The organism is Billgrantia sp. C5P2, assembly GCF_051062895.2.
This window is the reverse complement of the sequence record NZ_CM128542.1, coordinates 3682030-3695328: the sequence shown is the minus strand read 5'-3', so window position 1 is coordinate 3695328 and position 13299 is coordinate 3682030. Positions and strand designations below refer to the sequence as shown.

Genomic DNA, 13299 nt, shown 5'->3' with positions numbered 1-13299 from the left:
CGGCCCGTGCCAGCTCAGGTCTCGTCGACCAACCCTTCCAGCAGCTTGCTCAAGAGCTCACCCAATGCCTGCTGTTCCTCGCGGCTGAGAGCGGAAAGCATTCGGGCCTCGTTCGCCACGTGGCGAGGCACGACTCGATTCATCAGGGCCAAGCCTTCCTCGGTCAGCGATACCAGCGTGCCGCGCCGATCCTCGGGATTCGGCGAGCGCACGATCAGGCCCGCTTTCTCCAGGCGATCCAGCCGACTGGTCATGCCTCCCGACGAGACCATCAGTGTCTCGAACAGCTGCGTCGGCCCCAGGCGGTAGGGAGCTCCCGAGCGGCGCAGCGTGGCCAGAACGTCGAACTCTCCCAACTGCAGGCCGTACTCCTTGAAGAAAGCCTGTAGTCGCTCCTGGGTGAGCAGTTGGGTCGTCTTCATGTATCCCACCACTTCCATCGGCAGCAGGTCGAGTTCGGGCATTTCCCGTTGCCATTGGGCAATGGCTTGCTTGACACGATTCATAGGCGCGTTTATCTTTCCATCAAGATACTTTGTGTCGAGAATCTTTTGCTGTACTGAACAGGAGCCGATCATGACCAACTCAACCAAGCCACGCAACCGCACCGGCTGGTATGCCCTGGCTTGCCTGCTACTCGTCGGCAGCCTGCTGGCCTTGTCTCTGGTCGTGGCCAAAATCGCCGACGGAGCCGGTGCGCCTCGCCTGAGCTTCCTCATGGTGGCGGTGACCGGCGCTGGCGTGCTGCTCCTGGCGCTGGCAACCCAGCAGCGACAGCCGATGCGGCTCGACAGGCGCATCGTCGAGTACGCGCTGGTTTCGGGCGCACTGTTTGCCCTGCCCAATGCGCTGGGCTTCCTGGCGGTGCGTCACGTGGGGGCCGGGTTCGTCTCGCTCAGCTTTGCCTTCCCGATTCTGGTGACCTGGGTGATAGCAGTGGGAATGGGCATGGAGCGCGTCAATGCGCTACGGCTGCTCGGCGTGCTGCTGGGGCTGGCAGGTGGGGTGTTGCTGGCGTGGGCCAAGGCGGGCGGCATGCAAGGCGCACAGGGCTGGGTCGCGTTGGTATTGACGATCCCGCTGATCATCGCGCTGGGTAATATCTATCGCACCCTGCGCTGGCCCGGCGAGGCAGGGCCGGTCTACCTCGCTGCGCTGATGCTGCTGGGTGGCGCGCTGGCGCTTGCCCCCTTCGTGCTGGCATTCGAGGCGCAGCAATTGGCGCAGTTGCTCGGCTCGACAGGGGTGCTTCGGCTGCTGCTCGCCGAAGTGGCCGTCTTCACGGTGCTCTACGTCTTCTACTTCGTGCTGCAGAAAATCGCCGGCCCCGTCTACCTCAGCCAGATCGGCATGGTGGCGGCGTTGGTCGGCACGTTGATTGCAGTCTCGCTGCTGGGCGAGACGGTACCGCCCTACCTGGGCCTGGCGGGGGCACTGGTGGTCCTCGGTGCGGTCCTGTTCCACCGTGGCGCCGTGCGCCGCGAAACGCCACCGCCTGCCACGGCGGAAGCCTGACCACAGGAGAGTTGCATGACCCCCATGGAAGCCCTGCATTGGCGCTATGCCGCCAAACGAATGAATGGCAGGAAAGTGCCCCAAGACACGCTAGATAACATTCTCGAGGCCGCACGGCTGGCGCCGTCGTCCTACGGTCTCCAGCCATACAGTGTACTGGTGGCGGAAGACCCAGTGCTGCGCGAGCGGATCCGGCACGCTGCGTGTGACCAGCCCCAGGTCAGCGAATGCTCTCACCTGCTGATCTTCGCCACCTGGGACGAGATGGATGGGCGACACGTGGATGAGCTGATCGCACTGACCGCGGCGGCGCGCGGTCTCGACCCCATGGAGTTGGAAGGGTATCGGCAGTCGCTCCACGCGGCCGTTGCCGGCCTTGCCTCGCCGGAAGTGCGCCACCAATGGGCGGCGCGACAGGCCTATATCGCCCTGGGCACGGCCTTGACCGCCGCGGCTGCACAGCGTGTCGACGCCTCGCCGATGGAAGGTTTCGACCCGCCGGCATTGGATGCACTGTTGGGCCTTGAGGCGCAGGGGCTGCGTAGCGTAGTGCTGCTGGCGCTTGGTTATCGTGATACCGAGCAGGATCGCCTGGCTGGCCAAGCCAAGGTGCGTTGGCCCAGGGAGCGCTTCTTGGTGGAATGGGACGGGGCCTGATGGCCCCGCTGGTCTTCCAGGCGCCGTCCAGAAAGTCGGCGAGTGCAGGCAGTTTTTGGATGGTGCCTAGACGCTGCCTTCCTTCTCGATAACCAGCACCCTGGCTTCGCCTACAGGACAGGCGACATGTTCGGTACCTGTCGAGGCAAAGAAGATGTCGCCCACCTCGAGCAGTCGTGAGTGCTCGATGCCCTCGTTGCGATAACGCATCTCCACCTGGCCATCGAGCACCACGAAGACCTCCTCGCCATCGTTGACGTGCCAGCGGTAGGGCCGGTCTGTCCAATGCAGGCGGGTGGTAATGCCGTTCATCTTGGCAATGTCCTTGGCTCCCCAGGCACGCTCCGCGGTGAAGTCCCGGCTACGGGTGATTTCCATGCTCGGTTATCCTTCTGGTGTTATCTCCTGAGCAAGTCCCCAGGTCTCGAGCAAAAGCCGAGACAACCTGCTCGTTCGGTGAAGGAGGCATTATGCTTAACGCAGTGACCATTGTGCTACATCATTTCATGCCGCTTCATGATGAGTCAGGAGAAGCTGCTGGGAGAGGCTACCCGAGACTTCTCGCAAGTTGCGAAGCCTGCTGGCAGGCTTGTTGCCGAGCTTCACTATCAACTTCGCTGCCGAAAAGTGTCTTTTCCACGATTATCGACTGTACATCGGTTACGCCAATGAACTTAAGCCACGCCTCGAAATATCCTTTCTGATGGTCGAACTCTCGCGATGGGGTAAAGGAGTCGCTTGCATAGCTCAAGCCTCTGGCATAAACGACGATGGCCTTCTTGCCAGTGAGCAGCCCGCTGAATCCGGTCTCGGGGTCGAAAGAAAAAAGAATGTCCTTCTGCGATATCAAGTCAATGAAATGCTTGAGTTTATAAGGGATGCTGAAATTCCAGAGTGGCATCGAGAACAGCAGGAGATCGGCCTCGTGCAGATGGGCGGCGAGCTGGCGCAGGTGCTCCCAGGCTTGCTGCTGGCTTGCCGTGAGCGGCGTTCCGGCTAGCCCGGCATATTTCGCTGTCATGGCGTTGTCATCGAACTCAGGTAGCTCCATGTCCCATAGGTCGAGGTGCTTGACCTGAACATGCGGAGCGTAGTCCCGATAATCGGACAGGAAGCTTCGTGCGACCTCCAAGGAGGCAGAACGCTGCTTGCGGGGAGAAGATGAGACATGTAGGAGAATTGTCATGACACAAAATACCTCGCTGATTTTTGTTTCTATATGCCAGCACCTCCGGGTGGAAAATATAAATCAAATAGTGTGATGGTATTTATAATGAACCAAGATGATACTTTTTTCTTAACTCTGCTACGCTGGATGAGGGGTAAGCTAAGAGCGGCTCAGGGCGGCTTTAGAGGGCAGAGGCAATCATCAGGTGGCGTGTCACGACGCGCTGCCGAGTGATACATAAAAAATGAAAGCCATACTTATCATGGAAAGATATGCACATGCTCGACTTGCTTCTCCTGAGGAGTTTCGTTGCTGTCATCGATGAAGGTAGCTTCACTCGCGCCGCCAACCGTCTGCACCTGACGCAGCCGGCCATCAGCGGGCACCTGCGCCGGCTGGAGGCCCAGGTCGGCAAGCCATTGCTTCGGCGTACGACGCGTGCCTTCGAGGTCACACCGGATGGGGAATGTCTGGCGGCCTATGCCAGGGCCATCCTGGCGCTCAATCGCGACGCCATGACCCAGCTCTCCCGCTCCACCTATCAGGGCAACGTTCGCCTCGGTGTGGCGGAGGATTGCGTCAATGCCTCCCTGATGCGCGCGCTCAGGGAGTTCGTGGAAGACAACCCCCAGGTCGAACTCGGCGTACGGGTCGGCATTCCCGGCGACATGGTCGTGGCCATGAAGCGCGGCGATGTGGACATGGTGTTGGGCGCCCAGTGCGGTTCCCATGAACCGGGCCGCCTGCTGTGGCATGAGCCCCTGGTCTGGGCCTGGGCCGAGCGATGCCCTGTACGCTTGCCTTCTCCGCTGCCCCTGGCCCTGTTTCCGGAAGCCTGTCCCTATCGCGAAGCCGCGCTGACCCAACTGGCCCTGGCCGGCATTCCGCAGCGCATGGCGATGCTCTGCACCAGCGGAGCCAGCTTGCGTGCCGCGGTAGAAGGCGGTTTTGCACTGGCGCCGATGCCCGCCGGCCAGCTTGGGCCTGGGCTTGTCGCCCTGTCGGAAGAGCACGGCCTTCCACCGCTACCGGAGGCCGAGTTCATGCTGATGATCAATCCGTCGGGAGACCAGACCGTTCTGGCTGCCTTGGCCGATCGGATCGCCGAGCACCTTTGTCCCACGCCCATTGCAGAACCGGTCTAGCGTCCAGGACTGACAACAATAGCGTGACCCACATCTTGTGTCCTCGTCATGGAGGAGAGAACAACAATGGTGAGGCTGAGTAGTGTATTTCGGTTGGCCGCCAAGGCCTCGACCGGGAGTGAGTCGATCTTCGCCAAGGCGATTGTCAGGGCGGCGGCCAAGCCGCGCCCGCCCAGCCCGCCGGCGTTTACGCCGCAACAGACGGTGACACCAACACTACCCCAGTGGAATGGGGGGACGGCGTTCCAGCCGATCAATACCAGCCACACCCCTATGGTGGGCTATGGGGTCTACTCGCCGGAATACCTTCAGCAAATGGAGCTCAACTCGGAACCTCCGGTTTATGGTCCCACGGTACCGGAGAGTTTCGATTCCACGAGTTTCGAGCCGCTGAACTTCGATCCCCTGAACCGGAACGATGTTTTTCTGCCTGTCGATAACGTAGCCGAGCAAGAGCCTGTCATCGACGAGGAATCAGCCGAACAGGCTCAGGGCCTGGCTGATGAAATTGCCGAGGGCAAAGGGCTCGACCTTGTCGGAGACGACGAACTGAATCGGGAGGATGTCGTCGAACGGCTCGAGGCGGGTGGCTACGAGGTGGAGTCAGCTGAATGGGGCCTTGCCGGGGACAACGTTACCCGCACGACGATCACCGACCCCGGGACAGGCGAAACCATCCACGAATACTACGATCACGACACCGACCGGTACTGGATCGAGGTGACGGGTGAAGATGGCGAAACGCTGAGTCAATCGCCTGTCCGGGACGATGAGGGACGCAAGGTCACCGTCAGTGAGGACGAAGAGAGCGGCGAAAGGACAACACGCCTTGAAGACGATTTGGGTGATGGCAGCGTCGTAGAAATAACCGAACTGACCGGCAGCGATGTCGTAACGATCACGACTACCGATAGCGACGGCAACAGCGAGACGGTAGTGGTGGCCGAGGATGGTACGCGAACGACGCTGGACCCTGAGCAAGATACGAGCCGGGAGGGTGTCGATGAGATTGTCGATGGAGTCGCCAATGGCCAGAGTATCGAAGAGATTGCCGAGGAGCAGGGGCTCACTCGCGAGCAGGTGATTGCCCAGCTAGCAGCGGCCGGTTTCGAAGTCGACTCGGGAGTGGAAGGGCAGGGTCCCAATTACACCGATATCACGAGGATCACCGAATCAGGAAGTGGCGATCTCGTCGTCAGTCACGAGACAGGGCCCGATGGAACACAGACCTCCCGCGTCATCGATAATGATGGCAACGAGACTCGTCGGACCGAGAACACTGACGGTAGTACCACCAACGTATTGATCGAGTCGGATGGCCGTGTGACCGAGACCGTCGTGGATACCGATGGCAAAACAACCACGACCGTCACGTATGAACAAAACGGAGTGACGGTCGAGGAAGTCACTATTGACGACGGTAAGACCACGACAACGATCATCGACGATGACGGCAACCGCACGGAACTCGATCCTGAGCAGGATACGAGCCGGGAAGGAATCGATGAGATTGCCGAGGCAGTCTCAGAAGGCAATAGCATCGATTCGATCGCCGAGGAGATGGGGCTCGATCCTGCTCAGATCATCGCTCAACTCGCGGCTGCCGGTTTCGAAGTTTCAGAGTATACGGAGCCGGACGACAGCGTGACCCGGCGTATCGTGGATGCCGACAGCGGCGAAGAAATCGCCCGCTATCGTTTCACGATGGGCGAAGTTACCCAAAGTACCTTCTTTGTCGATGCTCAGGGTAACGAGGTGCAACGCACCGAATACCGGAATGGACGCAGCATCGAGACCGTCGTGGAGGCCAACGGCCGCAGGACCGTTACCAGCGAGAGTACCGATGGCGAGAAGACGGTCAGTGTGACCCACAACGGCTATACCGTGACCACTCCACCGGAGGGGGATATTACGGTTCGTCATGACGAGAAAGGAATGGAAGTTGATGTCAAGAGGGGCACGTATATGGCTTCCCTCATCGATACGCTACTCGAAATCGATCCTGACAGCGATGATGCCGATGAGGCTAAGGCCGCGGAAATTGTCATGGAAGTCGTTGAGAGCCTTATTGCGGGTGAAGCCGTAGAAGACCTGCAAGCGGCTATCAATGAAAAGCAGGAGGAATTAGCCACGGCTATGGATGCCTATGGCAAAGGTTTCCTGCCCAGTACGAACGTCTCCGTCGAGAATCCCTATGGCGACCCACCTCCAGGGCAGGCACCTTCCGGCGGTGAGTGGGTGCCGATGTATGACAAATGGCATGACCCCGAGGTGGCCAAGGCCATGGCTGCATTAAATGTGTTGCTTGTCCAACAGATGGAGGCGAATGACAAAGGGCTTTATCACCAGGAGCAACAGGATGTTTATGCTCTTGATCCGGAGTATGAGGATGCTATTGAACGCGCTGGTGAGATTCTCGATGAAGCATTGGCCCCCCATGGGCGGAGATGGGTGCGCCCTGAGCCAGAGGGCTCCCTCGAGGAGGCCGAAGAGCGATTGAGCGAAGCCGAATCCAGACTCGAGGAGGCGGGGGAAGCCAAGAAGGAGTATCAAGAGGCAGAACGCCTGCTCGGTGAGGCGATTACTACACAAGATAACATGCCTTTTTATCCTGACGGTACAGTTCCGGTAATAAGTGAGGCAGGTAGCGGTTATAACTATTCGGCCGAGGTGGAAAAAGGTAAGGAAGCTCAGGCAGAAGTGGATGCTTTGTTCAGTAAGGCGGATTTTCACCATAGGCATGGAGATAGCCTCTTGGCTGATTATGTCGTCGATATGCTTGAGCAGCACCCGGATGCCACAGACTCTGACAGTGAGATATCTGTTGAGCTGGAAAAAGCGAGAGATAGTCAGGAGGAAGCGGGTCGGAGACTTGAGCTTTCTCAGGCCTATTTAAATTACTATAACGCAGTTTACGAGAGCGCTGAATTCACAGTTGACATAGAGGATATAAAGTCTCGTCTGCTTGCAGAATACAACGGGGACAATCCTCACCTCTTCGAGGAAGGACGGAAACATAAAACGCTGGGTGGTACCTATCTTGGAGAATTCACTGGCCAGGAGCTCGACTATCGTGATGGTCAAGTCTGGGTCGTCAACCACTTTGATACAGGTAAAACAACGGAGCAGCAGCTCACTGTTGATCCCGACGATTCTCGTGGATGGAATGAAGACTACCGGCAGCGTCCGCTGAATGTTGAATGGCATGAGCTTAACTCCGGCGTAGATATGTCCGAAAATATCTGTAGGGTGGACACTCCGGCTGCATCAGTTACGAATCTGGAGGTCGCTCATGCTCGACTGTATGGAACGCTTGGAGAACAGCTTGGTTTAGATATTGAAGATGTAGACGATATAATTTCTGAGCTTGAAGATGAAGAACAGTCTTTCATAGAGGTTTTTGGTGAAGGTGAGGAAGTTCCTCCAGAGGATCTATTGAAGCCAGGGGAGGAGCCCATTACCGTCCCGATAGGGGAGGGTGAGATCAAAATCTCACCAAGCTCCTCCGAAGACTATGACCAAGGTGGCCTGGAAATACTGGCAGAGCGAGATGAGTGGGTGGGGGTAAAGGTCGAGGAGAACTGGGTTTGGGTTCATGCAGACCAAGCCATTACCATGTTGGCATTGAAGGAAGCCAATAACCACCGAGACGCGCTGGAAGAGGCGCAGAGTAATATGCGTAGCTTGGAGGAGTGGTATCGCCACCGAGCCAGCCAGCCGGTCGACTTGTTCGAAGAGCGTGAATCTCCTGAGCAGGAGGCACGCATGCAGTTCAGCTACCTGGTGGAGTCGACCGATCGAGCCTTGGAAGATATCTATAATCCACGTTTTCGGAGCATGCTAGAGAACGAGAATGTCTCTCGCTTTCAGCGAATGGAGAATGAAGATAATTTGAGGTCTGTTGTAGAGAGTTGGCTCAATGTGGATCCTTCTTCGAGTGAAGGAAAGGATGTCGTCGATAGCGTGGTCGATGAGATTTACAGTCAGGGTGGGGAAAGTCCAGAAGTCAAGGTGGTGCCGTTCTTTTATGTTGATAACCAAGTGGGAATGGTGGAGAGTGCTCTGTTTTCCGTAAAAAAAGAGGACGGTGAGCTAAGATATGTCGATGCATCCGGGAAGCATTTTTCAGACTTGGAGGATTTCCAGAATCACAATAGGCAGTTCGATCAGAACGGGTTGATAGTTGCTCCGGAGGGACTGGATCTCAAGGAGGAGAATGGAAACATATCTCTGGACGTTGTCCAGGCGCGCAATGTTTCCACGGCAGAGAAAATTGTCGATCCATTGATTGGTATCGGTACCGGGATCGCCTCCGTGGGCATGATGATTCCCACTCCGTTGGCCCCGGTTTTTGCTGGTGCGACTCTTTTGGGAACATCTTATTTAGGAGGCAGGGCGATACAGAATCAGGTTGATCATATAAAGAGAGGAGGTGAGTGGGGCGAAAAAGAGTCCTGGATGAATATGGGGATGATCGCGACGACGTTCTTGCCTATTGGTTCGGGCATGTCGAGAGCGGCTGGTTTCGCAAGATTTGGAGACGATATATCGATTGGTCGAGCCTTTTTCGCAACCATGGGAATGAGCCGTCCAGGAGCGACCACTGCCAAGCTGACGGACTATATGCACAGCGCGTCGGGCTGGAACCTGGCTGGGCGCATGATGGATGGGGCGGCGATTGGGACCGGCATGCCGGTCATGGCGGTATCGGTTCATGACCTGGTGGTCTACGGCGACCAGATGTCTGACCTCCAGAAGGCAGATGCCATCATTGGCTTGGGAACCGGCTTTGCGGGCACTGTGACGGGAGCCTATGGGGTCGTCGTCACACGACCGACCCATTCCAAGCCAAGCCCCCACAACATGTTGAATCCACGTACCTCTGCAGCTACACCAAGTGTCGCAGGCAAGCCGGGAGCTTCGGGAACATCTTCGACCTTTGTCTCGTCCCGTATCTCTGATCTCAGGCCGGTGGAGATAAAAGCGCTTACAGATGCCGAGGTTGGCTCCATTGCTCCTGAGCATCTTTCACAAATGACGCCAGGCCGCACTACGGCTTTTACTCGAGATCAAGTTGCGCTCTTCTCGAAGGAACAAATTGGTGCTCTTACCGACGCCCAGGTGAAGAAGCTAACTCTGGACCAGATCAGGGGCCTGTCAACGGATCAGATGTCGTACTTCAGTCGCGATCAATTGGCTGTCATGCGACCAAAACAAATTGCTGCCATGAGTGGCGATCAGGTTGGCGCTTTAAGTGCGTCTCAGCTTCGTGTCTTGTCGGATGTTCAGCTACAAGCCGTTTCCACCGATGCACTGGTGAAGATCAAGGGGAATCGATTGATGTGGCTCCTTCCTGAGCAGGTGACATCATTGACCCCGAGCCAGGTTTCAGCGCTGACAACACGCCAGATAGCCTCTTTGACGCCTGGTCAAGTTGCAGCAATGGATCAATCTCAGGTATCGGCGCTGTCTTCCCAGCAGTGGAGGGCTTTCAATCCTAATCAGTTGAGACGGCTGGATAGCGAATTGTTGCAGCTCGCTTCTCCAGGGGCTCTCGATAGGGCAGGCCGGCCGGGAACTATTACGCATGCTCTGGACGCTGAAGGTTCCTTCGTCAAGTTGCATGGCAGTGTACGAATCAGTGAGCAAGGCATTTTGCTTCAGGCTGCGGCTCCCCAGCACTCGAAGGACCATGTGACGTGCATGCTCGTGATCGAACGGGATGCTCTAGTGCCATTGCTCAATGCGGAGGCTGCCGGGACGATACCTAGCGATGCAAGAATACGCGTTCAAGCCAGAGTTTATGTACCTCCCGTAACCCGTACGCCAATGGAAACCGCAGCAACGGGACTGCTGACTACCTCTATGGCCCTCGGGGCTGGGGTAGGTTACACGGGATGGATGCCCGCCCAAGCCGGCGCTTTCCTTGTCCGCGGTGCCAGCATAGCCACTAGGTCACTCCTGCCAAATCATACGGCTGTAAACACCAAACTTGGCCGTATCCTGCGTGGTGTAGAAGCCGTTACGTTTTCGATCAATCTTCCCCAGTCCTATATTTCGACAGTGGAAGGGAATGGGGTCGTGGCTAGCGGTAGCTTTGCCTTCGCCAACAGCTTCTACATGAGCAAGGGCTATATGGAGGCTATTACTGGAAGGCCGTTCATGCCGCATGTGGATGATATTGGCTCCCCATTTTATATACTGGGAAGCAATGATATTGCCTTGGCTTCCTTCGGAGATGTCGTTACACGGGATGGGACTATGGTGTCGTATATCGACGCCCTTTCCGGAGGAATGTTTATTTACGGCACGGCGGCTGGTTGGGTTCAGGCGCCGGGCTACCAGGCGAAAGGACAAGGCATCCCGGGAACACCTGAAATTAACCATCCTCAAGTGGCTTTGTATGAATCCTCTACTGCCAGTTCACCTGAATCAGGTGCTTCCGATAAACCAAAGGCAAAAAGAGATTACACCACGGCCATTACATTTGGAGGAGGGCTGGGCTTGTTCTCTCTCTCCACCGTTCTGGCGGATATGGAAAAAAACAAAAAAGATGACGGTCAAGCCTCTATTCCCGAAAAGTATGGGGAACCAAGGCCGCAGTGGGTCGTGCAGCCGCCCGATAATCCAAGTCCAACATTTCCGTCGTCTTCCAGTTCCGATCAAATGCCATTGGTGATGGTCGAAGGAGGAGGAGGGGTACTGCAAGATGCTGGAAATTTCAGAAGTTATGATGTCACGTCGGTTGAGGAGGGAGCAGTGGGAGGACGCTTCAATCCATACTTGGTGAACGTTCATGAGGTCGTGGTGGTGCAGAAGGGACAAACGCTAGGAGGCATTGCTAGGCACTATGGCTATGATGTGAGAGAAGTGGTTGAGCTGAATATGAATCATATACCAGAGCCAAGTTTGATCGCGCCTGGCGACCATGTCTATCTACCAAGGATGAAAGTTTCATGATACCTGCCTAAAGGCAAAGCCGTTTTGGTGCGGGGTGTGGGCTTGGTGTGGCATTATTTATCACGATTTATGATCGGTGGTCGTTTTTAGGGTTTTATAACGATTCTTTATGAAGTTGTTTGTCTTTTCTGATCAATTCTTCATCTGTTTTATATTGCATTAGTGTTTGGTGTGTCTATTATAAAAGTGGCGTGTTGCCCAGCAAGATTGCGAACTTCTCATCATCTCGGAACGACCCGGGCGGGTAGCCGCTTGTTCAGTTTCTTCCATCCTAAAAGGAGGCAAGGCATGGCGATCTTCAAGATCAAGGAAAAGAAAATGGCTGCTGATGGTGTTTCAGGCGCTGGCGGTGGCGGTGGCATCGACGTACAGCAGCTAAAAGACGTCTTCGATCAAGCCGCCAAAAAATCGATGGAGGTCAGCAAGGTCAAGACCGAGGGTAACACCGAGGTCGATACCGCCAGGGCAGCTCGCCCGAACAATTGACGCGGTCACGACGGACGCTGGCGGGGCACCAGCGTCCGTTCGTGTTGAGGTTCAGGCTGCGCATTGCTGCCGTCATGTCTCGGGATGGGGCCCGGGCATGGTGGCATTTGATGACAGGTGGCATCCATGGCTTCCGTGACTTCGTTCTTGATGCCGACGACCGAGGTGTTCTCCACGCTGGAAGTGAGGAGCGGCCTTCATGCGGGAGTGGCCGTGCCGCTCGAGCAGTCGGTTTGTCGTATCGGTTCCGCGACAGGCTGCGACGTAATACTGAGCGATGCCGACGTTGCCGCTGAGCATCTCATTCTGCGCTTTCACGCGCGGATGGTAGCCATTGAGGCGGTCGGTGGTGCTATCGAGGCCAACGGCAAACTGCTGGCGCAAGGCACCGGTTGGTGTACGTCCTTGCCGGTTATTCTTGTTGTCGGTGACGTGAAATTTGCACTTTCGCGCTCTGAGCTGTCGCTTCCGCCAGCCCTGCAGAGTGCCCAGCGAGGGGTGGGCATGCTCCAGGGGCGTGTGCGGGCAAGCGTGCCCGTAGTAAGGGAAGCACTGAGGCGTCGGCTTGTCCCTTTGCGGGCTGCCCTGCAGCGCTTCGCCTTGCCAATGGTCCTTATCCTTCAAGGCAGGCTGGTGCGGTTGTGGTCCCGCATCGAGCGTACCACCGCTCCCGTGAGCCAGCGCCTCGGTACCCGGCTCGCGCCGTTGGGAAGCTTCGTTTCCCGTCAATGGCGTCGGGTGCCGATCCCGGCGCGCTGGCGCCACCGACTGGCCCAGGTGCGCCAGTCGCCGACGCGTGTCCTGGCCAGTCGCAGCACCGCGGTGACGGCGCTCTGCACGACCCTGGCGATCATTGGCATTTACCAGCTCGTTGGCGTCGGCACGGCAGGGGCCAGCATCTCAGCCAGTGCGCTCCACTCCACGGGCATGCTGCATCCACAGGCTGCCGAGGCGGCCCGCTCGCTGATGGTCGTCGATACGCCACCCGGCGAGGCGCTGGCCCAGCGGCTCGCCGAGGTCGGTCTGGAGGGGCTGCAGGTCCGGGATGCCGGCAATCATCTGGTCGTGGACGGTGAGTTCCCTCCCGAACGCTATGACGAGTGGCGCGATGTGCAGCTCTGGTTCGACCAGCATTATGGCGGTAGCCAACTGCTGATCAGCGAAGCCCGTCCGCAGCTGTCGACCGATTCGCCGGCCCTGCAGTTCCAGGCGGTGTGGTTCGGTGAGAATCCCTATGTCGTTGGCCCTCGGGGTGAACGCCTCTATCCCGGTGCCGCCCTGCAGGAGGGTTGGGTGCTGGCAGAGATCGCCGACAACCGCGTCACGGTACGCCGTGGCAATGACGAATTCTCCCTGACGCTGTAGCGG

General features: G+C 57.3%; 9 protein-coding genes. 6 read left to right on the top strand and 3 right to left on the bottom strand.

Annotation, left to right across the window (positions count from 1 at the left end):
- Positions 1-14: 14 nt before the first annotated feature.
- Positions 15-506 carry a MarR family winged helix-turn-helix transcriptional regulator gene (locus tag ACRWQA_RS17025; RefSeq protein ID WP_263582740.1) on the bottom strand — a complete coding sequence of 164 codons (492 nt, stop codon included), beginning with the start codon at positions 504-506 and terminating at the stop codon, positions 15-17.
- A 70-nt stretch (positions 507-576) separates the two neighbouring features.
- On the opposite strand from ACRWQA_RS17025, the gene ACRWQA_RS17020 reads away from it, so the two are divergent.
- Both ACRWQA_RS17020 and ACRWQA_RS17015 read left to right on the top strand, forming a co-directional pair.
- Positions 577-1515 (top strand): EamA/RhaT family transporter, encoded by a 939-nt coding sequence (locus ACRWQA_RS17020; RefSeq protein ID WP_434230733.1) that lies wholly within the window; start codon positions 577-579, stop codon positions 1513-1515.
- A 15-nt stretch (positions 1516-1530) separates the two neighbouring features.
- Entirely contained in the window at positions 1531-2172 is a 642-nt protein-coding gene (locus ACRWQA_RS17015; protein WP_434230731.1) for a nitroreductase family protein, read from the top strand.
- A gap of 66 nt (positions 2173-2238) precedes the next feature.
- Here the strand turns inward: ACRWQA_RS17015 and ACRWQA_RS17010 are convergent, their stop codons facing one another.
- Both ACRWQA_RS17010 and ACRWQA_RS17005 read right to left on the bottom strand, forming a co-directional pair.
- Positions 2239-2550 carry a cupin domain-containing protein gene (locus tag ACRWQA_RS17010; protein ID WP_263582743.1) on the bottom strand — a complete coding sequence of 104 codons (312 nt, stop codon included), beginning with the start codon at positions 2548-2550 and terminating at the stop codon, positions 2239-2241.
- A gap of 169 nt (positions 2551-2719) precedes the next feature.
- Positions 2720-3358, bottom strand: a complete 639-nt coding sequence (locus ACRWQA_RS17005) for an FMN-dependent NADH-azoreductase (protein WP_434230728.1) — start codon at positions 3356-3358, stop codon at positions 2720-2722.
- Positions 3359-3618: 260 nt separating this feature from the next.
- On the opposite strand from ACRWQA_RS17005, the gene ACRWQA_RS17000 reads away from it, so the two are divergent.
- The 4 genes from ACRWQA_RS17000 (at position 3619) to ACRWQA_RS16985 (ending at position 13296) form a co-directional block, all read left to right on the top strand.
- The gene (locus ACRWQA_RS17000) at positions 3619-4485 is read left to right on the top strand and encodes a LysR family transcriptional regulator (RefSeq protein ID WP_434230725.1); all 867 of its coding nucleotides are present in this window, start codon (positions 3619-3621) and stop codon (positions 4483-4485) included.
- 66 nt (positions 4486-4551) lie between these two features.
- Complete coding sequence (locus ACRWQA_RS16995; RefSeq protein WP_434230722.1) at positions 4552-11445, top strand: LysM peptidoglycan-binding domain-containing protein; 6894 nt, start codon at positions 4552-4554, stop codon at positions 11443-11445.
- Positions 11446-11733: 288 nt separating this feature from the next.
- Positions 11734-11931, top strand: coding sequence for a hypothetical protein (locus ACRWQA_RS16990; RefSeq protein WP_263582747.1), 198 nt, complete (start codon positions 11734-11736; stop codon positions 11929-11931).
- Between the two features lie 126 nt (positions 11932-12057).
- Positions 12058-13296, top strand: a complete 1239-nt coding sequence (locus ACRWQA_RS16985; RefSeq protein WP_446326201.1) for a SctD/MshK family protein — start codon at positions 12058-12060, stop codon at positions 13294-13296.
- Positions 13297-13299: the final 3 nt, after the last annotated feature.